16 protein-coding genes and 1 pseudogene are annotated in these 24,873 nt (G+C 58.5%); 12 read left to right on the plus strand and 5 right to left on the minus strand.

Features of this window, described 5'->3' with window-relative positions; genetic code table 11:
* Together VJ956_RS00085 and VJ956_RS00090 are read right to left on the minus strand one after the other, a co-directional pair.
* Complete coding sequence (locus tag VJ956_RS00085) at positions 1-2,748, minus strand: cation-transporting P-type ATPase (RefSeq protein WP_324080375.1); 2,748 nt, start codon at positions 2,746-2,748, stop codon at positions 1-3.
* A gap of 41 nt (positions 2,749-2,789) precedes the next feature.
* Positions 2,790-4,225, minus strand: a pseudogene (locus VJ956_RS00090) (2,3-bisphosphoglycerate-independent phosphoglycerate mutase).
* A gap of 399 nt (positions 4,226-4,624) precedes the next feature.
* Here VJ956_RS00090 and ligA point away from each other — a divergent pair.
* Positions 4,625-6,673, plus strand: coding sequence for an NAD-dependent DNA ligase LigA (ligA, locus tag VJ956_RS00095; RefSeq protein WP_324080377.1), 2,049 nt, complete (start codon positions 4,625-4,627; stop codon positions 6,671-6,673).
* Between the two features lie 49 nt (positions 6,674-6,722).
* Here ligA and VJ956_RS00100 read toward each other — a convergent pair whose 3' ends face one another.
* A complete protein-coding gene (locus tag VJ956_RS00100) occupies positions 6,723-7,274 on the minus strand; it encodes a universal stress protein (protein ID WP_324080379.1) in 552 nt (183 codons plus the stop codon).
* A gap of 158 nt (positions 7,275-7,432) precedes the next feature.
* Between VJ956_RS00100 and VJ956_RS00105 the strand changes: the two genes are divergently transcribed.
* The 10 genes from VJ956_RS00105 to VJ956_RS00150 are packed head-to-tail and all read left to right on the plus strand — an operon-like array spanning position 7,433 to position 20,315.
* Positions 7,433-7,705, plus strand: a complete 273-nt coding sequence (locus tag VJ956_RS00105; protein WP_324080380.1) for a hypothetical protein — start codon at positions 7,433-7,435, stop codon at positions 7,703-7,705.
* A gap of 14 nt (positions 7,706-7,719) precedes the next feature.
* The gene (locus VJ956_RS00110) at positions 7,720-9,411 is read left to right on the plus strand and encodes a glycoside hydrolase family 57 protein (protein ID WP_324080382.1); all 1,692 of its coding nucleotides are present in this window, start codon (positions 7,720-7,722) and stop codon (positions 9,409-9,411) included.
* Entirely contained in the window at positions 9,408-10,892 is a 1,485-nt protein-coding gene (gene malQ / locus VJ956_RS00115; RefSeq protein WP_324080383.1) for a 4-alpha-glucanotransferase, read from the plus strand. Before VJ956_RS00110 ends, malQ begins: the two co-directional genes overlap by 4 nt.
* A gap of 34 nt (positions 10,893-10,926) precedes the next feature.
* Positions 10,927-11,928 carry a type I glyceraldehyde-3-phosphate dehydrogenase gene (gene gap, locus VJ956_RS00120; protein ID WP_324080385.1) on the plus strand — a complete coding sequence of 334 codons (1,002 nt, stop codon included), beginning with the start codon at positions 10,927-10,929 and terminating at the stop codon, positions 11,926-11,928.
* 33 nt (positions 11,929-11,961) lie between these two features.
* Complete coding sequence (locus tag VJ956_RS00125; RefSeq protein WP_324080386.1) at positions 11,962-12,978, plus strand: hypothetical protein; 1,017 nt, start codon at positions 11,962-11,964, stop codon at positions 12,976-12,978.
* A 2-nt stretch (positions 12,979-12,980) separates the two neighbouring features.
* On the plus strand, positions 12,981-13,976 hold the full coding sequence (locus tag VJ956_RS00130; protein ID WP_324080388.1) for a 1-phosphofructokinase family hexose kinase: 996 nt from the start codon (positions 12,981-12,983) through the stop codon (positions 13,974-13,976).
* A 9-nt stretch (positions 13,977-13,985) separates the two neighbouring features.
* The gene (gene treY, locus VJ956_RS00135; RefSeq protein WP_324080389.1) at positions 13,986-16,646 is read left to right on the plus strand and encodes a malto-oligosyltrehalose synthase; all 2,661 of its coding nucleotides are present in this window, start codon (positions 13,986-13,988) and stop codon (positions 16,644-16,646) included.
* Positions 16,643-18,367, plus strand: a complete 1,725-nt coding sequence (gene treZ, locus VJ956_RS00140) for a malto-oligosyltrehalose trehalohydrolase (RefSeq protein ID WP_324080390.1) — start codon at positions 16,643-16,645, stop codon at positions 18,365-18,367. The genes treY and treZ overlap by 4 nt, the downstream gene beginning before the upstream one ends.
* A gap of 30 nt (positions 18,368-18,397) precedes the next feature.
* Positions 18,398-19,090, plus strand: a complete 693-nt coding sequence (locus VJ956_RS00145; protein ID WP_324080392.1) for a DUF5752 family protein — start codon at positions 18,398-18,400, stop codon at positions 19,088-19,090.
* The gene (locus tag VJ956_RS00150) at positions 19,074-20,315 is read left to right on the plus strand and encodes a glycosyltransferase (RefSeq protein ID WP_324080394.1); all 1,242 of its coding nucleotides are present in this window, start codon (positions 19,074-19,076) and stop codon (positions 20,313-20,315) included. The genes VJ956_RS00145 and VJ956_RS00150 overlap by 17 nt, the downstream gene beginning before the upstream one ends.
* A 32-nt stretch (positions 20,316-20,347) precedes the next feature.
* Here VJ956_RS00150 and VJ956_RS00155 read toward each other — a convergent pair whose 3' ends face one another.
* Together VJ956_RS00155 and VJ956_RS00160 are read right to left on the minus strand one after the other, a co-directional pair.
* Complete coding sequence (locus tag VJ956_RS00155; RefSeq protein WP_324080396.1) at positions 20,348-22,378, minus strand: CocE/NonD family hydrolase; 2,031 nt, start codon at positions 22,376-22,378, stop codon at positions 20,348-20,350.
* A complete protein-coding gene (locus VJ956_RS00160) occupies positions 22,375-23,679 on the minus strand; it encodes an ATP-grasp domain-containing protein (RefSeq protein WP_324080397.1) in 1,305 nt (434 codons plus the stop codon). Before VJ956_RS00160 ends, VJ956_RS00155 begins: the two co-directional genes overlap by 4 nt.
* A gap of 389 nt (positions 23,680-24,068) precedes the next feature.
* Here VJ956_RS00160 and VJ956_RS00165 point away from each other — a divergent pair, with 389 nt between their 5' ends.
* Positions 24,069-24,809, plus strand: a complete 741-nt coding sequence (locus VJ956_RS00165; RefSeq protein WP_324080399.1) for a helix-turn-helix domain-containing protein — start codon at positions 24,069-24,071, stop codon at positions 24,807-24,809.
* The last annotated feature ends 64 nt before the right edge of the window (positions 24,810-24,873 follow it).

Consider the following 24,873-nt stretch of genomic DNA (forward strand, 5'->3'; position numbering starts at 1 on the left):
TCAGGGTTTGTTGCTTTCACGGCCCCCCGGCGTTGACCATCTGCGAAACAGGAATTTTTCGATTTCGACCAGGAAAAACACTGCCAGACCCACGGCGACGCAACGGGCCCAGGCGCCGGCATCCAACGGCGCGGATTCAAACAGCAGGTTCATGAAAGGGACGTGGGTGAAGAAAATCTGCAGTCCAATACAGGCGACAATGGCCAGCAGCACTGCCCTGTTGCCCACCAGACCCTGCCAGGAAATGGACGAGCGCGTGAAAAAACGGGAATTAAGGAGATAGAAGATCTCTCCCATCACCAGGGCATTGACCGCCATCGTGCGGGCGAAATCAACGGTGGATACACCACGGGCCTGTTCCTGCAGAAACAGGCCACCCGCCCCCAGCAGCAGCAGACTTCCCACAAAAGCAATCCGCCAGATAGTGAATCCTGTGAGAAGGGGTTCCTCGGTATTACGGGGCGGACGCTGCATCAGGTTGCCTTCGGCCTTCTCCCAGGCAAACGCGATACCGAGCGAAACCGCCGTCACCATGTTGATCCAGAGAATCTGCACGGGCGATATCGGTGTCAGCATGCCAAGCATTACCGCGGTAACGATAATGAGTGCCTCGCCGGCATTGGTGGGGAGCAGGAACAGGATCGCTTTGCGAAGATTATCGTAAACCTTGCGGCCTTCCTCGATCGCACGCTCGATGGAGGCAAAGTTGTCATCAGCCAATACCATATCCGAGGCCTCACGCGAGGCTTCTGTGCCTTTCTGGCCCATGGCAATGCCCACGTTCGAACGTTTCAGGGCAGGAGCGTCATTAACGCCGTCTCCCGTCATCGCTACTACTTCGTGATGTTTCTGGAGGGCCTTAACGAGCCGTAATTTGTGCTCGGGACTGGCCCGCGCAAACACGTCCACCTTCCTTACCTGTCGCTCCAACTCGTCGTCACTGAATTCTTCAATGTCGCGGCCCCTGAGAGCGTTTTCAACGTTGTTCAGGTGCAGTTCTCGTGCCACCGCCCCTGCGGTGGTGACATGATCGCCGGTTATCATCTTGACCCCGATGCCGGCGCGGTGACAGATTTCGACCGAGCGAATCGCTTCTTCACGGGGGGGATCAACCATGCCGAACAGGCCAAGCAGAACCAGATCCTGCTCTGCCTCCTTTTCCTCCAGTTCGCCCTTTGCACCGGTTTCCTTGCGGGCAACCGCCAGCAAGCGCTGGCCGCGGGCGGCGATGTCTTCGGCGCGCTGGTCCCATGCGTCGATATCGAACTCGGCAATGCCTCCGTCCTTCCATTCCCCCGTACACATCTCGAAAACGTGTTCAGGCGCACCCTTCACATAGATATGGTGATTGCCATCGCTATCGCGATTCAGGGTTGCCATATAACGTCTTTCGGATGAAAAGGGTATGGCATCTATCCGTCGCCAGTCGCTGTTTTCCCGGTCCGGATCAAAGCCGGCTTTACGGGCCAGAACAATCAACGCGACTTCTGTCGGGTCACCCTCAGTTTTCCATTCCTGCTCCTGCTGCCTGACACTGGCGTCGTTGCATAGCAGCCCGGCGCGCAGCATCCCGGATACATCGTCCAGTTCTCCGACATCGATGGTTGCACCATCATCCAGGAAACGCCCCTTCGGTTCGTAGCCCACCCCTTCGACCTGGATGTCCTTGTCGACCGTGCGCACGGTCTTCGCAGTCATCTCGTTGCGGGTCAGTGTGCCGGTCTTGTCGGCACAGATGGTTGTCACGCCCCCCAGGGTTTCCACCGCCGGCAAACGCCGGATAATGGCATTGCGCCGGGCCATTCTTTCCACACCAATTGCAAGGGTTACCGTCATCACTGCCGGCAGACCCGAAGGGATAGCAGCAACGGCAATGGAGACGGCGGCGAAGAACATTTCGCTCCACTCCCGCCCCCAGCCAATGGTTCCCACGCTGAAAGTGAGCAGTGCAATGACAACGATCACCACGCTCAGTTGCTTGGCGAAGAGGTCAAGCCGCACCGTCAGCGGCGTCTTGAGTTGCTCTACCTCTGAAAGCATGCCGCTGATACGGCCTATCTCGGTGGCATCGCCGGTTGCCACAACGATGCCTGTCCCCTGCCCCGAAGTCACCACGGTGCTCGAGTAAGCCATACTCAGGCGATCACCCAGCTCGGCACCCTCCTCGACCGGGTCACTCTGTTTCCCCACCGCTGTCGATTCTCCGGTCAGCGCGGCCTCCTGAATTTCCAGACTCCTGCTTCTGAGTAATCGCAGATCGGCTGGCACACGATCACCGGCGTCGAGAATAACAATATCCCCGGGCACCAGCTCTTCGGCGGCAATCTCCCGGCGCTGGCCGGCGCGGCGGACGACCGCTTTCCGCGACAGCATGCCACGGACACTCTCCAGCGCACGCTCTGCCTTACCCTCCTGGATGAATCCGATAACGGCGATGATCACGACCACCCCGAAAATAACCCCGCTGTCCAGCCACTTCCCCAAAAAGGCGGTAGCAACTCCGGCGATCAGAAGCAGGTAAATGAAGAGATTGTTGAACTGGGTGAAAAAACGCTTGAGCGGCGAACGGCGCGAAGGCGGTGGCAAGCGGTTTTCTCCGTACTTCTCCCGCTTGCGGTCGACCTCCTCCTGATTCAAACCGCTGTCGGGGTCGCTTTGGAATGCATCAAGCACCGCTGTGGTAGTCTCGGAAAACCACTTTTCTGTTCCGGACTCCTCGCTTGACTCAGAGCGGCCTTCTTTATTCATCAGCTATCCATCTCCTTAATTAGGTGGTTTCCGTGGGACGATCATTGGAGCAGGCTTTTGCTGGTCATCGACTCGGGCTGCTCCAGGCCCATCAACTGCAGGCAGGTGGGAAATACATCGGAAAGCCGGCCTTATCTCGCAGGGTTGTCGAGCCGCGGGCCAGTTCATCGTCGACAATGATGCACTCCACGTCATAGAGAGTGTGGGCTGTATGCGGGCTTTCAGTTTCGGGATCCCACATCTGCTCGGCATTACCGTGATCGGCCGTTATGACAAGTTTGCCGCCACACCCGAGGGTCGCGTCTACTATGGTGCCGACACATTCATCGACGGCCTCTACTGCCGCAACCGTTGCCTCCAAGTTTCCGGTATGGCCCACCATGTCCGGATTGGCAAAATTAACCAGGATAAAGTCTTCACAATCATCATCCTGCAGCCGGGACAACACCTGATCCCGAACCTCTGACGCCTTCATGCCGGGTTGCTGGTCATAGGTATCCACAGCGGGCGACTGGGTTATCCAGCGGTGCTCACCCTCAAAAGGCTCATCTCTGTAATCGTTAAAGAAAAAAGTTACATGGGCGAACTTCTCCGATTCCGCGGCACGGAGCTGGGTCTTGCCGAGGCGCGAAAGATATTGCCCGGCTATATCGGTATTGCTTTCGGGTTTGGGGAACGCAACATAAAGCCCCGGAAAGTTACTGAAGCTTTCGTCGTAAGCCGTCATGCACACAAAAGTCAGGTCGAGTTTCTTTCCCCGATCAAACTCATTGTCTGCAGAGGTAGAGGAGGACACACCAAAATCGGGCTGCATAAAGGCCCGCGTCAGCTCACGCGGGCGATCACCGCGGCCGGTCAGTGCGTCGTAGGCCCGTTGCACCCGTTCCCACCGGTTATCGCGATCAAGGGCATAAAAGCGTCCGCAAACGGTCGCTATGCGGCCAATACCGATGTCGCGGCATCGCGCCTCGATCTGACGCAAAAACTCCCGGCCGGTGAAAGGCCCGGTATCCCGACCATCCGTAAAAAGATGCAGGGCAACCTTTTTGTTACCGGCCTGCGCTGCCAGCTCCAGAACGCTGTATAAATGCTCCAGCAGTCCATGTACTCCGGCATCGGAAGCAATTCCCATCACGTGCAGGTAGCGGTCGGATGTGCTGGCATTGTCGATCGCCCGGCACAGCGCTTCATTATTAAAGAAGTCCCCGCTAGCGATGGCACGGCTTATCCGCACGGAATCCTGGAGCACCACCCGACCCGCGCCGAGGTTCTGGTGGCCAACTTCGCTATTGCCGATGGTGCCATCAGGTAATCCGACAGCCTCTCCGGATGCTTTTATCAGAGTCCAGGGATAGGCATCCAGCAACGCATCCTGGCGAGGTGTCCTTGCCCGGAGCACTGCGTTGAACCGACTATGTTCCGGATTCGGGTTATATCCCCAGCCATCCCGCACGATCAGAACCAAAGGTTTAGGCATACTCTCCTCTGCAATTGCTGCTCTCACTAGTGTCCCATCTGGTTAATTCGCTGATCTACTGAGCCCCTGATGTGGAACCACCACACCTGCGCGCTGGCGCCTCGGCCAGAGACCCGAGCGGCAAGCAGTAGGTCAACGAATTAACCAGATCGGACACTAGCCACAATGCCTCTGGTGAATTTTGCCCGGTTAACATTCATGCATGTTGACCGTGATCAACTAAACGATCAACTATTGCCGACGCGCATTACTACTGGTTCGGATCAGATGGAGATAAGCAGTTCAGCGGGCTGCGCGATCAAGGCCCGGTTGTTTTTCGTCAAGTCCGCTCTCAGCCCTGTGCTAGATTGAATGTACCTGGTTTCCATGGGCTACCAAAAAGGCAGGCAGGAGTTGATCATGAACACTGGCCGGAATATTGACGATCTCTCAAGGAAAGAGGCCGAAGAAGAGGTGCGCGCCCTGCGTAAAGATATCAATTACCACGATTACCTTTACTACATTGAAAACGCGCCGGAAGTCTCAGATGCCGTCTATGACAAATTGTTCAAGCGCCTGGAAGATCTGGAGTCAGCCTTTCCCGGCCTGAAATCAGATGATTCACCGACAGTCCGTGTCGGCGCACCACCCGTCAGCAAATTGCGAAAGGTTCGGCACACCGCGCCACTGCAGAGCCTTCAGGCAACGCTCGAGCCCGGGGACGTCGAGTCCTTTCTGGCAGCCGCGCGCGGCAAGTCGGCAACAAAATCTGTCCACTGCTGCCTGGAGCCGAAGTTTGACGGACTGTCGGTCGAGATTATTTACCAGAACGGAAACTTCCAACTCGGTGCCACCCGCGGTGATGGTGAGATCGGCGAGGACATTTCCCACAATCTCAAGACCATACGCACATTACCGCTTTCCCTGCAGGATACTGACGGGGTGCCGGACAAGGTGACGGTGCGCGCCGAAGTTTATATGCCCAGGGAGGGATTCGTCGCCTTGAACAGGCAGCGGGTGGAGCGGGGCCAGGACCCGTTTGCCAATCCCCGGAACGCCGCGGCCGGGATGGTCCGGCAGCTGGAATCACGCAAGGTCGCCGACAAGCCCCTCGATATTTTCTTCTACGAGATACTGGCAATTGACGGCCAGTTGCCATCCACGCACCGTGAGGTCCTGAAACAGCTGTCCCGTTGGGGGCTCAAGACCAGCCCTCTGAACGATTCAGCCAGCTCATTGGATGACATTCGGGCTTACCACCAGGATCTTGCCGAACGCCGCGACGAGCTGGACTACGAGATCGACGGCATCGTTATCAAGATCGATAATCACGATCTACGCGACCAACTGGGTAGCCGGCACCGCAGCCCACGCTGGGCAATCGCGTGGAAGTTCCAGCCGTCCGAGGAAACCACCAGAGTCGCGGATATTGTCGTTCAGGTCGGGCGTACAGGTATTCTGACACCCGTGGCGCTGCTGCAACCGGTGGACGTTGGCGGAGTCACGGTCAGCCGCGCCACCCTGCACAATGCTGGCGAGGTGCACCGCAAGGATATCCGGGTCGGCGACCGCGTCCGTGTCATCCGCGCGGGCGACGTCATCCCGGAAATCGAAAGCCGCATCAAACAACAGGGCAGAAAGCGTTCGGACCCCTTTGCCATGCCGGCTCACTGCCCGGTCTGCAGCTCGAAGGTCCGACGGGAGGGAGCTTACTACCTGTGTACCGCCGGCCTTTCCTGCCCCGCTCAGTTGTCGACCCGCCTACAACATTATGCATCGCGCGACGCAATGGATATTGACTACCTCGGCGAGCAGACCGCGGCCCGGCTGGTGGAGCATGGCCTGGTGCATGATCTCGCCGATCTTTATGACCTGACCGTCAGCGACATTGAAGTGCTGGACGGCTTTGCGCAGCACTCGGCGAAGCAGCTTCGCGACGCCATCCAGGGCACAAAGAAGCCGCGTCTGGACCGGTTTCTCTATGCGCTCGGTATACGACGGGTGGGGCGCCGTGTGGCTGGCCAGTTGGCCGACGAGTTCCGTTCCCTGGACAAACTGGCCGCCGCGGACCGGCAGCGCATCGAGAAAATTCCGGATATCGGTAAAGAGACTGCGGAGTCAACGGCGGATTTCTTCGCCGATCGCCGGAATCGCGATGTACTCAAACGCCTGCGCGACGCGGGGGTTCAGGTGCAGCCGATGCCTGACAGGCACGGACAACCTCTGAAAGGCAAGACGTTTGTCTTCACCGGCTCGCTGCAAGGCTTCACCCGCGACGAGGCCGAGGAGCGGGTCGAAACCCTCGGAGGGCGGGCCACCTCCAGCGTCAGCGGTGAGACTGATTTCGTCGTGGTCGGCGAGAATCCCGGGAGCAAACTGGACGAGGCCAGGGAGAAGGAGGTAAGGCGCATTGACGGCGACGAGTTTCGGAACCTGATTGAACATCCGTCCAGAGCCGGCAAGCAATAACAAGCTCGGCAGCTGACGGAAACGGCTGCCTTATCCAGCGCCCGGACTGCTACTTAACTGCTATGCAGGTGCACGGCGCCCGATTCATGACCTTATGCGATACGCTTCCCATAAACACACCTTTGACGACGCTCAGTCCCCGAGAACCCATGACTACACAGTCGATATCCTGCTCGTCAATGCAGCGCAGGATGAGATCCGCAGCATCCCCGTCGACCACCGTTGTTTCGACATTCTTTACGCCCTGTTGCGTAGCATCCTGCTTCGCACCATCAAGGATATGCTGACCAATTTCGATGAGGGGCCGTGACGACACCGCGGTATCTTTATAAGCGGGGCCAAGGTTGAGGCCGAGACGTTCCTCGCCAATCTGCTTTGATATCACCTCTGCTTCGACGTGCTTTGACAACCCCTCGATTTCAGCGAACCGCTGCAGCATCTTCGAATCAGCGCTGCGAAGGAGCGCGTGCACAAGAACCAGCGACGAGCCATAGCTCTTTGCCAGGCTGATCGCAACCTCCAGTGCCCGCTGGGAATGATCAGAACCATCTAGTGGACAAAGTATCCTGCTGAACATTTTTCTCCTCCCCGTGATCATCATTTAGGTTGCCGGACTGTATTAACCTTCATCACAACCCAACCTTATGCGCAACCGTTCATTGGCGAGTTGATTACCATCAACTTCACTTTAAAGATTGCTGCCACACTTGATCTCAGTTGTTAGATCTGCGCTCAAAAAATGCAAGGGGGAGGCCGATTGTGGATACCGACCTAAGCCACCATAAGCGAGCATTGCTGAATCTGTTGAAACAACGTGGCATTCAGGACAGACGGGTACTCGATGCCATGACGGCTGTCCCGAGGGATGCCTTTGTCGGCCCTGGCATGGCTGACGTCGCCTACCAGGACTCCCCCCTGCCCATAGCTGAGGGGCAGACAATCTCCCAGCCTTACATCGTGGCGCTGATGATCGAGGAACTCGCCGGTGTCAGGTTTGTGCCGTTGATCGGTGAACAGGGGTGGCGGACGTGAAAGAGAGCGCGGCAATGTCTGATCAACCGTTTCGGGTGGTATTGTGCTGGCACATGCACCAGCCGAACTACTGCGACCCCGGCAGTGGCGAATACCTTTCACCCTGGGTCTATCTGCACACCATAAAAGACTATACCGACATGGCTGCTCACCTGGAAGAAGCGCCAGAGGGCACACGGGTCGTGATCAATTTCCCTCCGGTACTGCTGGAGCAGATCCAGGACTACGCCGATCGGCTGCAGGCCTTCCTGGATAACGGCAACGCCATCGGCGACCCACTGCTGGATGCCCTGACTGCAGAGCAACTGCCGCAGGACTTGCAGCAGCGCCGCGACCTGCTCACCCGATGTCTGCATGCTAACCAGGCGCACATGATCGAACCCCTGCCCGCGTTCAACAGTCTGGTCACCATGACCCGCGCTGCCCTGGAAACCGAACCTGGCCCCAGCTATCTGTCCGACACCCAACTGGCGGATTTGCTGGTGTGGTATCACCTGGCCTGGACCGGCGAGACAGTAAGGCGCGACGAGCCCCTGGTGGCCGAACTGATGGAGCAGGAGGGTAACTATTCACTGGAGGATCGACATGCATTGCTGGCGCTGATCAGCAAGCTGGTGGGTACTCTGATAGAGCGCTATCGGCTGTTGGCGGAACAGGGCACCATCGAGCTGAGCGCAAGCCCCTATACTCACCCGATGTTGCCGTTGCTGTTGGACCTGAAATCCGCCCGGGAAGCCCAGCCCGGAGCCGAGTTGCCGGATTCGTCTTGCTATCCCGGCGGCGAGGAGCGGGCCATTTGGCAACTCGGGCGGGCGCGCGCGGCCTCCAGGGATTTTTTTGGTCGCGAGCCTGACGGCTGCTGGCCCTCGGAGGGGGGGCTGTCGGAGCGCACGGTGGCACTGATTGGAGAGGCCGGCTTTCACTGGACAGCCACCGGTCAGGGAGTGCTCCACCACAGCCTTAAGAAGCCAGAGCCCACTGGCGATGACCTGCATCGTCCGCGGCGACTCCCGGCTGGCGGGCCACTGTGTTTTTTTCGGGATGATGGTCTGTCCGACCTGATCGGCTTCAGCTACCAGAACTGGCACGCCGGAGATGCGGTTGCAGACCTGATTCATCACCTGCGCACGATTGCCGGCAACAAGGAGGCTCGCCCGGGGCGGGTGATCAGCATCATTCTCGATGGTGAAAATCCCTGGGAACACTACGCCCAGAACGGATTTCACTTTCTCCGGCAGCTGTACAAAGACCTTGTAAACTGCCCCGACTTACGCCTCATGCATTTTCGCGACTGCGTGAAAGAGCTTGAAGGACAGGTCGATGAGCTGCCCCAAATGGTGGCCGGCAGCTGGGTCCATGGCAACTTCGATACCTGGGTCGGCGACCCCGATAAAAACCGGGCCTGGGACCTGCTCTGCCAGGCCAAGTCTGCCACCGACAAAACGCTTCCCGAAATAGATGACGAAGAACGGCGCACGGCTATCGAACGGCAACTGGCGGTGTGCGAAGGTTCCGACTGGTTCTGGTGGTTCGGGGATTACAACCCCTCCGAGGCTGTGACGGAATTCGACGCCCTCTATCGCCGCCAACTCATTGCGCTCTACGAATTGCTGGAACAAACACCGCCAGACAACCTGAATAACGCAATCAGCCACGGCTCTGGACAGCCCGAAGCCGGAGGCACTATGCGCCGGGGGGCGGAATGAGCGCGCAGCAAAGCTGGCTAAAGGACAGACGCGCCGGCGTTCTTCTGCATATAACCTCGCTTCCGGGAGCCGGTGAGCGGGGCGATTTGGGACCTGATGCCTACCGCTTTGTGGATTTCCTGGCTGATGCCGGTTTTTCCACCTGGCAGACTTTGCCGGTAGGACCTGCCAAGGACGATCTGTCGCCCTATAATGCCCAGTCCAGTTTTGCCGGCCACACCGGCCTGATCAGCCCGCAGTTGCTTCGTGAAGACGGGCTGCTGCCAGCGACTGCGAAAGTCGAGTGTAATAAAGATACCAGCCGGCAGAAGTTGGTGGAACATGCCTGGCATACCTTCCAGAGTGACGCCAGCCAGGACGACAGAAGCCGATTCGAGCAGTTTCTGCAAAATCACGTCGGCTGGCTGCCGGATTATGCCCTGTTCCGGGTCCTGCGGCGGCAACAGCGCAGCCGGCCCTGGTATCGCTGGCCTACCGCGCTGCGACGTCGGGAACAAGGGGCTCTCGACGCCGCCCGTTCGGACCATGAGGACGCGCTGCAACAGGAGTACTTCGGGCAATTTCTGTTCTTTGACCAGTGGTCACGATTATCGGCCTATGCCAAACGCAGTGGTATTGAGCTGTTCGGGGATTTACCAATCTATGTGGCTACCGATAGCGCCGATGTCTGGTGCTGGCGCGACTATTTCACCATAGCTGACGATGGCCACCAACTGGCCCAGGCCGGGGTGCCGCCAGACGCCTTTAGCGACACAGGCCAGCTCTGGGGCAACCCCCTGTACTGCTGGGATCGGATGGCTAAAGACGGCTACAGCTGGTGGATCGAACGCTTTCGCGTTCAGAGCATACTGTTCAGCATCCTGCGCATTGACCACTTTCGCGGCTTTGAATCCTGCTGGGAGGTGCCGGCAGATGCAGCCACTGCCGAGCATGGACACTGGACGCCAGGGCCCGCCCGAGCGTTGTTCGATGCCGTACTCTCCGCTCTGGGCCCCCTGCAACTGGTCGCAGAGGACCTCGGCAGCATCACCCGGGAAGTGACCGCGCTGCGCGAGGTTCTGGGCTTTCCCGGCATGCGGGTATTGCAGTTCGCGTTTGAGGGGGATGCAGACAACCCCCATCGTCTGGAACACCACACACCGGACACGGTGGTTTACACCGGAACCCACGACAACAACACAACATTGGGATGGTGGCTGTCGTTATCCAAAGAGCACAGGGCCGCCGTGCTCAATGGCCTGGAGCAGCCAACACAGGCGATGCCGGCCGCCCTGATAGATGCCGCGCTGGCTTCGCCTGCCAGGCTGGCCATCATTCCCATGCAGGACCTGCTGGGCCTGGACTCGAAAGCCCGCATGAATATACCAGGCACCGGCAAAGGCAATTGGACCTGGCGCTTCCAGTGGGCCGATATGCCCCGGAATCTGGCCGCCGACTATCGCACGTTAATCGCACAAAGTGGGCGCCTGGAGGCCGACTGAAAAGCCGAATTAACTGTTCACCGAGGAGAGAACGATGACAAAAATAGCAATCAATGGTCTGGGCCGGATCGGTCGCATGGTGCTCCGTATCGTCATGGACGAGCCCGAGCTGGAGCTGGTGGCCGTAAACGACCTGACGCCGCTGGACAATCTGGTTTACCTGCTGCGCTACGATTCAGTCTATGGCCGATATAACAAGGAGGTCCGGGCCAGCGACGGAAACCTCGAGGTGGATGACCAGCGCATCCGCGCTTTTGCAAACAGCGATCCGCAAACCCTGCCCTGGCGGGACCTGGAGGTTGATCTGGTTCTCGAGTGCACCGGTGCCTTTCGCACCCGGGACGATCTGGAAAAACATATCAAGGCAGGAGCCAGGCGGGTGATTCTGTCGGCACCGGGTAAGGGCGGCGATATTCCATCGGTGGTTTATGGTGTCAATGAACTTGATGAAGATAAGCCGGCCTGTTTCTCGACCGCCAGTTGCACAACCAATTGTATCGCTCCGGTTGTGGAAATCCTCCACCGTCATCTTGGCGTGCAAAAAGCGATGCTCACCACGGTTCATGCCTATACTGCCAGCCAGGGTATTGTCGACATGCCTGGCAAGAATATGGAGAGGGGCCGCACCGCCGGGCTCAATATTATTCTCACCACCACAGGCGCCGCCTCTGCCACCGGCGAGGTGTTACCCGAACACAAAGGCAACTTCGATGGTGCTGCCATCCGGGTACCAGTCGCCACCGGATCCATTTCCGATCTCACAATGGTAACCGGCCGAAAAACCTCAGCTGAAGAAATCAACGATATATTCAGGCAGGAAGCACGGACCTCTCGCTATCAGGGAGTGCTTGGCATCGCTGAAGACCCCATCGTGTCATCGGATACCATCGGTGACCCCCGTGCTGCCATTGTCGATATCCATTCCACCCGTGTTGTTGACGGTGACCTGGTCAAGGTTTTCGCCTGGTACGACAATGAATTTGGATATGCCAGCCAAATGGTAAAGCAGGCCCTGAAAACCCTGGAAACAGCGTGATTACCGGTCAGAATTTTAAAAAAGGAGCGCTCAATGACATCAACAGTATCAATACGACTACAAATAAGGAACGCTATCCCGCCCGGAAATGAGAACGAAACCCGGGATATTATTGCGCTGTGGCGGGAAATCAGCGCTTTTTCCCCTGAAAAACCGTTCATCAGCCGCAGCGGCCTCAGAGGCGAAGCCCGTGCTTATGATGTCACCCTGGCTGCCGCGCCGTTGCTAACGGCGCTGGAAGACGCAAAAGCCGAGTCAGGTTCTTTTAGCGATCACCAGCAAGCCTATATTGACGATGCCAGCAAGGCCATTGAGGGCGAGCTGACCATTACCATCGCCAGCAAAAAACGGGAGCTGGCGGAGGAGGAAAGCTACCACGTAGCAACCGCCTTTATTCAGCAGCTGGTAATAGCCGCTCATATTGCACATCCGGGGTCTTTTCAGATCCTCAATGCGCGCTTTCTGGGCGAAAACGCCCATCGCTATGAGGCTCAGGACTTTGACGCAAAGATGTTTTACGGCGCCCTCAGAACTTCCATTGAGAACGAGTGGCCAAAACTCCAGACGCTGGCTTTCGGGAGGGTATGGAGCTGGCTCGAAGGCACTGAAGTCAGCCAGACCTATACCGCCATCAAAAGTATCGACAAGACGCTGTTCACTCTTCTCAAGGTAGCAGAGCAGCGCAACGAGTATAGCGCCAGGACAGCGTTGCTGGTGATGTATCAGTTAGAGGTTTTGCTCGACTGCAGGCAATTCAACTCAGTGGAGGAAGTCCGGAACCGCGTCCGCCTGGTATTGGGCGATATCCCCGAGGCGGCAGATTGTATCCAGGAATTGCACGACGTGCGCAATCACCTGTTTATAGCCAATCAGCCGGTGCATCCGCCAACCCTGATTTGCCACACTACCGAAAAGGCTCTGAGGGAGCACCTGAGCCAGCACAACAGCGCTGTCGAATCCGGAACCGCGCTGGTACTGAAACTGCTTCAGGATCTGGTCACTCACGGCGCCTACCGTTACAGGTTTACGGAAAGTTTTAGCCGGAACTGAAAGTGTCTGAACTTCCCTTTCAAGTTCCCGATTATCAACGAGACGGTCAAGGGGTCGATGATATCAACACTGTCGTTACGCTCTGCCTGAAACCCGCTATCGACCTGTTTTGCGAAACTGAACGGCTGGTCGACGACGGCAAGAGTCGGTGCCGGGAACTGGCTCGCGAGCCCGGCGGCGGCGGTATCAATGTTGCCCGCAATCTCCATGCCATGGGGGTGGATGCGTTGGCGGTTTTCGCGGCCGGCGGCACAAACGGCAGGCAAGTGCGAGAATTGCTGGAGGAAGAGGGGGTGCCTGTTCAGTGCCTCGACATCGCAGACAACACCGGCCAGAACATCGGTCTTACCGACGCATCCACGGGCAAAATGTACCACCTGGTATTTCCGGGACAGCGGCTGGACGAAACCGAGTGGCAAAACTGCCTGGATTACATCAGCAGCCTCGATCCGGCGCCCACTTACCTGGTGCTCAGCGGCAGCCTGCCGGAGGGCGCACCCGATGATTTTTATGGCCGTATCGCCACGGATGCGAAGGCAAAAGGCATCAGGACAATACTGGACGCTTCCGGCAGGGCATTGGCTGCGCCACTAAAAGCCGGTGTTTATCTGGCCAAACTCAATGGTGAAGAATTTGCCGAGAGCGGTTATTCCGGCAGCCTGGATGACTATCAGAGCATGCTCGCCGCCATGGCTGACATGGTGGCGGACGGCATCGCCGAAGCGCTCATCGTCACCCTGGATGCAGAGGGCGCGCTGCTGGCCAGCCGCGATGGCGACAAGCTCCACGTCCGCCCGCCAAGAGTGAAGGTGGCAAGCCATATCGGGGCCGGGGACAGTTTTGTTTCGGGATTCGTCTATCAGATGCACCGGGGGAAATCGCTGCCAGAAGCCTATCAGTACGGCGTGGCAGCGGCAGCGGCCAAGGTGCAGATACCGGGCAATCATCTCAACAATATGGAGCTGGTTGAGGATATCTACCGACAGATAATACGGTAACTCAAAACCATGTCACGCGAACTTATTGCCACCTATCGCCTGCAGCTCCGACCCCAGTTTGGACTGAAGCAGGCCGCCCGGATCATACCCTACCTGGCCGGGCTTGGAATAAGTCACGTCTATCTCTCGCCCTATCTTCAGTCAGTCAGGGGCAGCGAGCACGGCTATGACGTAACTGACCCCACCCGGGTAGACGTGGATCTGGGAGGGGAAGCAGGTCGCCTGCATCTGTGTTCCATGCTTGAAAAATGGAACATGAATCAGGTGCTGGACATCGTTCCCGAGCATATGGCCATTGCCGGGGACCAGAATCCCTGGTGGTGGGACGTGCTGAAAAATGGCCCCTCCAGCCGCTTTGCCCGGTTCTTCGACGTGGACTGGATGGCGTCCGAACAGCGCTGGCCCAATAAAGTCATGCTGCCGATACTGGGCGACCATTACGGGCGGATCCTCGAAGCGCAGGAGCTGCAACTGGACCAGCGCAATGGCGTATTCACGCTCCATTACCACGAACATTCTTTTCCTCTGGACCCCTCGAGTCTGGGTACGCTGCTCGGGGCAGCCGGAACGAAAGCCGGCTCGGAACTGCTGGGCTTTATCGCCGAATCATGCAGCCGCCTCCCCCGCCCCGACATCCGCAATCCGAAGCTGGCGGAGCGCCGCTATCGCGACGAGTCGGTACTCAAACAGTTGCTTGCTCGTCTCTATATCGAAGATCCGCATGTCGCAGCCAATATCGATGCCGAGGTAACCCGCTACAATACTCACCCGGACCTGCTGGACCAACTGATCGACAGCCAGAATTACCGACTGGCTTTCTGGCGCACGGCCCGGCACGACCTGGGTTACCGGCGTTTTTTCGATATCAACGAACTCGCCGGCCTGCGAATGGAAGATGAAGAAGTGTTTCAGGCAGTACATGCTCTGCCTCTCACCTGGGTAAAGCAGGGTAAGCTGCAGGGCCTTCGTATCGACCATCCCGACGGGCTGCGAAATCCCGGTCCGTATTTCCATCGCCTGCGACAAAGCTGCCCGGATACCTGGATCGTGGCGGAAAAAATTCTCGGACGAGGTGAAAGTCTGCCCGCCGACTGGCCAATCGCTGGCACCACCGGGTACGACTTTCTTAACCTGGTCGGCGGTCTGTTTGTGGACCCTCGGGGCGAACACCATTTGACCCGACTGTTCGGGGAAGTAACTGAGGACACCGTCAACTTCCCTGAACTGGTTCTGGACTGCAAGGAACAGATACTCCGGGAGTCGCTGGCAAGCGAACTGAACCGGCTTGCGTCACTTTTTACCGGCATCTGTGAGCGGCACCGCCGCCACCGGGATTACACCCGGGATCAACTCTATCGGGCGCTGCTGACAGTTGCCACCTGCTTCCCTGTGTATCGCACCTATGTAAGGAGCGGGGACGGGAATGTAGCGGATACAGACCGACGCTACATTCTGGACGCAGTCGCACAGGCCCGCAATCGTCAACCGGAAATGGACCCGGAGCTTTTTGACTTCCTGCAGGATCTGCTTTTGCTGCAACACAGCGGCGACCAGGAAACCGAACTGGCCCTGCGTTTTCAGCAATTGACAGGGCCGACCATGGCCAAGGGCATGGAAGACACTGCCTTCTACCGGCATTTCCGCCTGGTGAGCCTCAACGAGGTGGGCGGAGACCCGAACCATTTTGGCGTGACCCCGGCCGAGTTTCACCAATTCTGCCGGCAGGCTCTGGCCAGCCGTCCCCGAGCCATGCTGGCGACTGCCACCCACGACGCCAAGCGGGGCGAAGATGTCCGCGCCCGCCTGATGTTGCTGTCGGAGATCCCCGAGCGCTGGGGGGCGGCTGTGCACCGCTGGACGTACCACAATCGGCGGCATCGCCGCCAGGGTCTTCCCGACCCGGCCACCGAATACCTGATCTACCAGACACTGATGGGTGCCTGGCCTATCGATAGCGTCCGCATGGGCCACTATGTGGAAAAGGCCGTGCGCGAGGCCAAGAAGCATACATCCTGGACTCATCCGCAGGCGGACTACGAAGCGGCGGTGCAGGACTTCGTCGCAGGAATACTGGGAGACGAAGACTTCTGCGCCGACCTGGAACAATTTTTAGCACCGCTGGAGAGTGCCGGGCGGATTAACAGCCTGGCTCAGACCCTGCTCAAATGCACCGCACCGGGCGTACCGGATATCTACCAGGGCGCCGAGTTATGGGAGCACAGCCTGACGGACCCGGATAACCGAAGGCCCGTGGATTTCGACGCCCGCGCCAGCCTGCTGGCGGAACTGCCGAATCTCGATTGCGAACAGATCATGGCCCGCGCCCATCAGGGCCTGCCAAAGCTTTGGCTTATCCGCCAGGCTCTGCATTTAAGGCGTAATCATCCACAGGCATTCGGTGCCAATGGCGACTACAAGGCTATTGCGGGAGCAGGCAGCAAGGCCAGCCATGTCATCGCATTTTTACGGGGAAACAGCGCCCTGATAATAGTGCCCCGTCTGGTCATCGGGCTCGGAGAAGACTGGGACGATACGCACATCCAGGTGCCCGGCGGTCACTGGCACAATCTGCTGACGGGAGAGACCCTCGAAGGCGGGAATCTTCCCGTTGCCAGGCTGCTGACCCGATTTCCCGTAGCCCTGCTCAGCCGCGAGGAGCCCGAATCATGAGCCTTCACGTATGGGCGCCCAACGCCCGCCAGGTCGAGGCAGAGATCGCGGGCACCCGCAGTGCGTTGCAGCCGGCCAAAAGCGGCTGGTGGCAATCAGAAACAACCGTCAACCACGGCACAGACTACGCCTTCCTGCTGGACGGCGAGGGGCCCTTCCCGGATCCCCGCTCCCCCTGGCAGCCTGAAGGCGTACATGGCCCGTCCCGCCATGTGGACCACGAGCGCTTTGTCTGGAACGATTGCGGCTGGCAGGCACCGCCGCTGGCGTCTGCGGTCATTGAGGAAATCCACATCGGCACCTTTACACCCGCGGGCACTTTCGATGGTGCGATCGCGCGCCTGGATCACCTGGTCAATCTGGGTATTACCCACCTCGAACTGATGCCGGTGGCGGAATTCCCCGGCGACCGCGGCTGGGGCTATGACGGCGTCGATCTCTATGCCCCCCACCACGCCTACGGCGGCCCCGAGGGCCTAAAGCGGCTGGTAAATGCCTGCCACCGCAAGGGCCTTGCGGTACTGCTGGATGTGGTTTATAACCACCTGGGCCCGGACGGTAATTACCTGGCCCGCTTTGGCCCCTACTTTACCGGCGCCTACAGTACCCCCTGGGGGGAGGCCGTCAATCTGGACCAGGCTAACAGCGATCAGGTGCGCGATTTCCTGATTGGCAATGCGCTGATGTGGCTGCGGGACTACCATATTGACGGCCTGCGACTTGACGCCGTCCACGCCATCGTCGACACCTCGGCCATGCCCTTTCTGGAGCAACTCCGGCGGGCCGTGCAGGCTCTGGAAGCACAGCTGGGGCGACATCTGGTGCTGATCGCCGAAAACGATCTGAATGATCCGCGCCTGATTCGCCCTCCCGAAGCCGGCGGCTTTGGCCTGAACGCCATGTGGAACGAGGATTTCCACCATGCGCTCCATGCCCTGCTGACCGGTGAGAGACGCGGCTACTACCAGGATTTTGGCGCCCTCGCCGACGTGTCCACGGCGCTTACCAGCGCGCTGGTCTACGATGGCCGCTATTCCCAATACCGTCAGCAGCGACACGGCCGCCCCGCCACCGGACTTCCCGGGCGCCGCTTTGTCGGCTTCCTGCAAAATCATGACCAGATCGGTAACCGGCCCCAGGGCGAGCGCAGTGCCCAGCTGCTCTCCGAGGGGTTGCTTCACATCGGCGCGGCGCTGGTAATGACCGCGCCTTTCGTGCCCCTGCTGTTTCAGGGGGAGGAGTGGGCGGCGAGCACGCCTTTTCAGTACTTCACTGACCACCAGGAGCCGCTGCTTGCCGAAAAGGTGCGGAAGGGCCGGCGTAATGATTTCGGCGCTGCCAGCACCGGTGCCGAAAGTGTTCCCGACCCCCAGGATCCAGACACCTTCAAGCGCTGCCGCCTGAACTGGCAAGAACAGGAGCACCAGCCCCATACCCGCCTGCTCGCCTGGCACAAAGCGCTGGCTCGTTTGCGTCGGACTATTCCCGCTCTGACCGACGACTGCCTCGACAACATCCGCGTTGACTTTGACGAAACTGCCCGCTGGCTGCTGTTACAGCGATCAACGGTCACTATTGTCTGTAATCTGGCCGGTACCGAACAGCGCATCCATCACCGGCATCTGCAGTTGCAGCAACTGGTGCTGGCCTCGCAGACGGGAGTGGCGTTAGAGAACGAAAACATTTTGCTGCCAGCTGAATCCGTGGCGATATTGATGTAAATCCATCATCAACAGCATAGGGAGAAAATCATGACCCAGGAACAGACGACCACGATGGCACCTTTTATCATCAAGGACTGTGCCCTTATTGCGCTGGCCACTGGAAAGCGGGTGCAGAATCTCAAGGAATTGCGGGATCACCTGGAAGTGGTACCCCTGAGCAGCCTCTATTACCATTTTTGGGGCGGCCATCTGTATCCCGGATTTGAAGAGCGGGAGTACGCCAACGACCTGGGGGAATGGGCCAAACATGGCCTTCACGATGCTGCCCTGGCGGAGAAGCTTGCCATCATCGACCCTTCAGGTTTCGACGACCTGGAACATATGCGCCAGGCATTGCTTGATGTGGTGGAGCATCGCCTGGAGGAAGCGGGTGCGGAACTCTGGAAACCGGCGGACAGGCATTTTCAGTTTATCCGTTCCCAAATTGTGGTCTTCGGCACCGGCCGCACTGTCCGGCACCCGGAACAGCTCGCCGAGGTTATTCCCGGCCTGTCCCCCGGCAGCGTGTTCTACCACTTTATCGATGCCCGCCAACGTTTGCCCCGGGGCGAAGATGACTTTCGGTCCTGGCTCGCGCCAGGGGGGGAGCGCTACGCCAGATTGTGCCAGGGGCTGAGTTCAATCGATCCCTACTTCAACTCGCTGAGCGAACTGCGCGAGCAGCTTGCCGCGCTCTTCTCCAGTTTCCACGGGAGGTCAACCGATGTCGAACCTGCTTGAATCCTATGCTGAAGTCACCGGAAACGCTATCGTCGACCAGCTTCGCCAGCTCGCGACTCCCCTGCGCGGCATGAAGGTCGTTCACGTCAATTCCACGCGGGTTGGCGGTGGCGTCGCGGAAATCCTCGATAAGCTCGTGCCCCTGATGTGCGAACTGGGTATCGATACCAGCTGGGAAATAATCACCGGAGAAAGCGATTTCTATCAATGCACCAAGTCCTTCCACAACGGTCTTCAGGGCCATCGCATAGCGATCCCCGAACATCTGTTGCGCGCCTATGAAGAAACCAACGTCCGGACTGCCGAGCAGTTGCGGCCGGTGCTGGAGGAAGCTGATGTTGTTTTTATTCACGATCCACAGCCGGCTCCGCTCCTGGATCTCTGCCCCGACCGAAAGGGCACCTGGATCTGGCGGTGCCACATCGACGTTAGCCATCCAGACCGCCACATCTGGCGTTATCTGCGACATTTCCTTACCAACTATGACGCCAGTGTCTTTTCTCTGGCCGGCTTCGCCCAGGCACTCCCCCACCCGGAGTATCTGATCCCGCCCAGCATCGACCCTCTCAGCGCCAAGAATATGGAACTGAGTCAGGATGAAATAGAAGCGGTTCAGAAGCATTTTGGTCTCGACCCGCAGCGACCGATGATTCTGCAGGTATCGCGCTTCGATCGCTTCAAGGACCCGCTCGGGGTCATTCAGGCCTTCCGCCTGGCCAGGGAGTTCACACCCGGACTGCAGCTGGTGCTGGCAGGAGGGACCGCAAGCGACGACCCGGAAGGCGAGGCCGTGTATCGCGAGGCGGAAAACGCTGCCAATCACGATGCCGACATCCATTTGCTGTTGCTGCCGCCGGACGCCCACCGGACCATCAATGCCCTGCAGCGTAGCGCCGATATCGTGTTGCAGAAATCCTTGCGGGAAGGCTTCGGTCTGACCGTTACCGAAGCCATGTGGAAGGGCAGGCCCGTTATCGGTGGTGACACCGGCGGCATCCGGCTACAAGTCATCAACTACCACACCGGTTTTCTCGTCAATACCCCCGAAGGTGCAGCTCTGCGCATTCGCTACCTGCTGCAGCGTCCCGGCCGGGCGACGCAAATGGGCGAAAAGGCGCGCCAGTTTGTACGGGAAAATTTTCTGCTAACCCGCCAACTGCGGGAGTATCTTACGATGATACTGGCGGTGCGTAATGGCGGTACGGACCGCATCGACCTGTCGTAAAGCCACCGGTGCACTTGGCGGTGTGGGCAGAATCAGACCAGGTTCCGTGGAATGGTTTCGTCCCAGTTTCTGGAGAACACCCGGGTTTCCCCCTCCCAGGCATCCAGCTGTGCATGGATGTAGAAGTGCTCCGTATCGCAGGTCATCACCGTACGAGTGACGGTTTCCACGTGCCAGTCGCCGCGACGCAAACCCCATTCGCAAAGGGTCTCGCCACGCAATGATCCGAAGTCGTCGTCACAGTAGGTGTACCACTCACGGGTGCATCGCTTGATGTCCAGGTCCACCTCGGTCAGCCGGGTCCAGCCGGGGTCATTGATCACCTCCAGCGTGGATACGTCGTTGGCCAGGTCACGCTTGACGAACCAGTTGTTGTGTGGCGTTTCCAGCGCCAGTGCACTGATCGGAATCGCACCCTCCGGCTTTTCGAACTCGGGTTCGGGTGGCTGTTCATGGGATTGATGCGCAGGGATACTGAAGCGGCTGGCCGCCGGAAAAATGGTCAGCCTCACCGGCTCGGGAGGCGCCCAGGCGAGCGGAAAATAGGAGGTGGACAGTGACAGGCGAAGTCGGTGACCCTTGGGAAAATGCTGACCACAGCCGTTGAGTGTCAGCCGGACCCGATAGCGCTTGCCCGGCACCATCTCCTCCGGGTGTTCGTGGCTGTCCCGGTGGCAAAGGTTGAGTACGCCGTAGGTTACCCGCGTAGCCTTGTTATCGGGAGCCACGTTCGACAGCCGGGCGGCCAGCATGGCTACCGGGCGGTTTGAGCACAACTCTACCTCCAGAACCGGCGGGCCCAGCAGCTCCAGTGGCTTTTCCAGTGGTGCGGACTCGAAGACCAGGGCACCGCCATCTTCCTCGCGCTGGTCGTGCGGCAGGTCCGGAGTGGCTGCGTAAGAGCACCATTTGCCCGCGAACAGGCCCACGCTCAGAGGAGACTGAATAGTCAGCGGTTCATCGTCCGACGGCTCGGCGTCGGGCAACAGGCGGCCGCTGCGGTCCAGCTGCAGGGTCTCCATGGTCACGTGGCGGCTGGGCCACTCCGGTTCCGCCAGCCAGCGGCCGGGCCTTTCCTGATAGCGGGTAGAGGGCGGGACACTGTCCTGCAGCCAGGCGCGCAGCACCGGCTCACGGTCCATGCCGTTATCCCTGTCCTTGAGCCAGTGGTCCCACCAGCGCACTGCCTCCTGCAGGAAGCCGATAGCAGGGCCGGGCACGCCCTGGTGGGGGTACATATGACTCCAGGGGCCAAGCAGGCCCTGGCGCGGTACCTTCAGGTTTTCCATGAGGCGGAAAACCGCATTGGAATAACCGTCAGCCCAGCCACTCACCGCCATGACCGGACACTGGATATCGTTCCAGTCCTCGCACACCGAGCCATGCTTCCAGTAGTCAGTCCGATGGGGTTGGCGCAGCCACTCGATCACCCAGGGTTCGTTGGCGCGCAAGCGCTCGAACCAGAGTGCGCGCCACTGTTTGCCTACCGTCGCCGGATCCGGCGGAAGGGAATTGAAGGCAAACATGGTGGCGGCCCAGGACAGATTATCCCCGAGCAGACACCCGCCCATGTAGTGCACATCGTCGGCATAGCGGTCGTCCGTCGCGCAAACGGCAATCACCGCCTTTAACTCTGGCGGTTGCATGGCCGCGATCTGCAGACCATTGAACCCGCCCCAGGAAATACCGATCATGCCGACGTTACCATTGCACCAGGGTTGCTGTGCCAGCCAGCGCAGGATTTCGCAGCCGTCATCCAGCTCCAGCTGGATATATTCATCTGCCAGCACCCCATCAGAATCACCACTGCCACGCATATCCACGCGCACGGCGGCATAGCCATGGCCAGCAAAATAGGGGTGCATCACGGCATCTCGCGGACGGGTCATGTCGCGGCGCCGATAGGGAATGTATTCCAGTATCGCCGGGACCGGTGCATCCTCGGCACCCTCGGGGATCCAGACCCGGGCGGCAAGCTCCACCCCGTCGGGCATGGGGATGCGCACATGCTCAATCTCACGGACTTTGCAAGGCAGGTCGGTGGCTACATGGGGCGTGCTCATCCATCCTCCTTTTCTTGACGAGTGAACTTGAAATCCAGCCGAGCCTTGATCTGATCTGTCTTTTTGTCTATTTCTTGCTGGCTGTCACCGCCCACAAACAGCACGGCATACTCGAAGCTGTAGCTGTCCTGATGGAGTATATCGCTGAGCCTGCGGCCCTGTTCCGCCTCCACCTGTATCTGGCAACCGGGATAGTCGTTTTCTATGGCGCGGATCTCATCTGTATTGGGCACCCGTTCGACCACGCCGTCCCGGTGTTCACGCAGCATGACTTTGGCGGCATAACGATACTTGCCGCCTTCCGGCGGGAACACTGGCTTGCGCCCCAGTGCCACATCCACCATCACCTGCAGATTGGAGCTGCCCTCTACCATTTCAAACAGCGGGCTATGGGATTTGGAGCAACGGGGATTCACCTCCAGCATCCATATGGAACCTTCTTCTTCATTATAAAAAAACTCAATATTGAATGGCGAGTTGTCAAAACCTGTCCGCTCGACAAATCGCCGGCAGTCCTGAAACATGATGTCCTGAACCGAAGCCGGAAGACCCGAAGGGTATTGATAGCGGGAAAAAGACGAGCCAACCGCGCCCTCGCGCAGTGAGTCCACTACTCCGTAGATTTCCGTCTCCCCGTTGAGCACATAGCCTTCCAGGGTGCATTGCCGACCGGCGGAAACGATTTCTTCGGCGATACAGTGCCAGCCATCAACAGAACCGATATCTTCAGGAAGCTCGGCCATTGAGAGAATATAGTTGAAGGGTTTGGCAAACATCTGGATGCGGTGACGGGTCTGCGCAATGGCGTGTTCAAAATCCTGCCGGTTATCGACACGAAAACCCAATTGCGAGGAATGCGCACGCACGGGCTTGATCCAGAAAGGGTAAGGCAGTGGCGGCTGGTCCAGGACGTTCTCGTCGAATGGATTGACGCTGGCGAAACGGGGTGTTTGCCGTGGCGCTACCTGTGCCTCCTCGACTCGTGCCCAGTACTTGTGTTCGCAGCGCATGGCGGCTTCCAGGGAGGGGCCCGGCAAGTCCCATTCCCGGCGCAGGATGGGTAACAGGCTGCAAGTTGGAAAGTCCCAGTAACCGACGACGGCGTCCACGCTCCCGGGAAAATCCTTCAGCGTTCGCCGGGCACGAGCCAGAAGCTCCTTCATATCGATGTCGGTGGTGTTCACCGCCGTTTCCATGTCCAGCAGCGGATGAAAGGCCAACTCCTCACTGCCCCGCAGTCTTTCGAGCATGACCTGGTGAAAGTCATCCATTGCCATGACAAATATATTTTTGCTCGCCATTGGTATGTCCTCCATGAGAGCCATCGAGCCCGCCGAGCCAATCGCCAACCGGTCGACTCGACAGGGGGACCGCGCAAACCGGCCCAGAAAAAATAACACGCCCCGCTACAGCGCGACAAATATCCTATTGTCCTGTCTGGTTAATTCGTTGACCGACCGCTTGCTCTCAAGGCTTTCAGGGGCTCAGTAGATCAGCGAATTAACCAGACGGGACACTAGAGCAGGGCAGCGCGGAACTGGAAGCGAAAGACTTCTCGTGAATTACTCGTGTTATTTTAAGGATGTAGGCGTTAGACAGCTTTGAAAGATTGCGAATGTAGAACAGAAATGTAACAGTCTGTGTTCGTCGCAAGGGAGCACCTGAAATGTCACGCAAAAGGAATTCGCTCATGTCAGGCGGCTTCGCCGTTCTCCCCACCCGCAACGCATCGGATTGTTTCTCGTGCGGCCGGCGTTCACTGTGCCTGGCCGGCGATCTGAACGACAGCCGACTAACCGATTACGACGAGCGAGTCCAGCAAACCCAGACTTTTCAGCCTGGAGAGTCCGTCTTTACAATGGGCCAACCCTTCGAGGGCATCTACCTCATCAAGACCGGGTTTTTCGAATCCTATTGGGTGACCGAAGGGGGTGGTTCAAAGGTGACCGGATTCTATATTCCGGGAGACATCCTGGGCCTCGAAAGTCTTGGCCAGGAAAGCCACATCTATACCACCGAAGCGCTGACTGCCGGAACGGTGTGTCTGGTTCCGGTATCAATGTTATGGGAGAACACCGAGGCCAGTCTGGCACTTACGCAAAAAATGCTCAAGTTCATGAGTCGCATCATATTGAGCGACACAGAGCTGATTTACTCAATGGCCACAATGAATGCCAATCAGCGTATCGCTACCTTTATCTTCAATCTGGCAACCAGAATGGAACGTGCCGGTTTCAGGAAAGGCGAGCTGACTTTGCAGATGCAGCGGGTTGATATCGGCAGCTACATGGGGCTGGCTGAGGAAACCGTAAGCCGTGTATTTTCCCGTTTTAATGATCTGGGAATCCTGAGCATAAACCGGCGTAACATCCAACATTATGACCTGGATAAATTGCACGAGATTGCCTGCGGTGGTGATCTCCCGCAATAAGAATCTTCCGCCGGGAATGCGCTCGCGGCATCGCCGGTAAATACTATGCCTGTTACTGCAGGCA

The sequence above is a fragment of the Marinobacter sp. genome (assembly GCF_035268745.1).
In the GTDB taxonomy this organism is placed as follows: domain Bacteria; phylum Pseudomonadota; class Gammaproteobacteria; order Pseudomonadales; family Oleiphilaceae; genus Marinobacter.

What these genes read in the sequence shown, in the direction of transcription:
- VJ956_RS00110 (WP_324080382.1), top strand. Translation starts at nt 7,720, where the DNA reads ATGTCTGATCAACCGTTTCGGGTGGTATTGTGCTGGCACATGCACCAG.
- VJ956_RS00155 (WP_324080396.1), bottom strand. Translation starts at nt 22,378, where the DNA reads ATGAGCACGCCCCATGTAGCCACCGACCTGCCTTGCAAAGTCCGTGAG.
- gap (WP_324080385.1), top strand. Translation starts at nt 10,927, where the DNA reads ATGACAAAAATAGCAATCAATGGTCTGGGCCGGATCGGTCGCATGGTG.
- VJ956_RS00165 (WP_324080399.1), top strand. Translation starts at nt 24,069, where the DNA reads ATGTCAGGCGGCTTCGCCGTTCTCCCCACCCGCAACGCATCGGATTGT.
- VJ956_RS00145 (WP_324080392.1), top strand. Translation starts at nt 18,398, where the DNA reads ATGACCCAGGAACAGACGACCACGATGGCACCTTTTATCATCAAGGAC.
- VJ956_RS00125 (WP_324080386.1), top strand. Translation starts at nt 11,962, where the DNA reads ATGACATCAACAGTATCAATACGACTACAAATAAGGAACGCTATCCCG.
- VJ956_RS00100 (WP_324080379.1), bottom strand. Translation starts at nt 7,274, where the DNA reads ATGATGATCACGGGGAGGAGAAAAATGTTCAGCAGGATACTTTGTCCA.
- VJ956_RS00150 (WP_324080394.1), top strand. Translation starts at nt 19,074, where the DNA reads ATGTCGAACCTGCTTGAATCCTATGCTGAAGTCACCGGAAACGCTATC.
- malQ (WP_324080383.1), top strand. Translation starts at nt 9,408, where the DNA reads ATGAGCGCGCAGCAAAGCTGGCTAAAGGACAGACGCGCCGGCGTTCTT.
- VJ956_RS00160 (WP_324080397.1), bottom strand. Translation starts at nt 23,679, where the DNA reads ATGGCGAGCAAAAATATATTTGTCATGGCAATGGATGACTTTCACCAG.
- ligA (WP_324080377.1), top strand. Translation starts at nt 4,625, where the DNA reads ATGAACACTGGCCGGAATATTGACGATCTCTCAAGGAAAGAGGCCGAA.
- VJ956_RS00085 (WP_324080375.1), bottom strand. Translation starts at nt 2,748, where the DNA reads ATGAATAAAGAAGGCCGCTCTGAGTCAAGCGAGGAGTCCGGAACAGAA.
- treY (WP_324080389.1), top strand. Translation starts at nt 13,986, where the DNA reads ATGTCACGCGAACTTATTGCCACCTATCGCCTGCAGCTCCGACCCCAG.
- treZ (WP_324080390.1), top strand. Translation starts at nt 16,643, where the DNA reads ATGAGCCTTCACGTATGGGCGCCCAACGCCCGCCAGGTCGAGGCAGAG.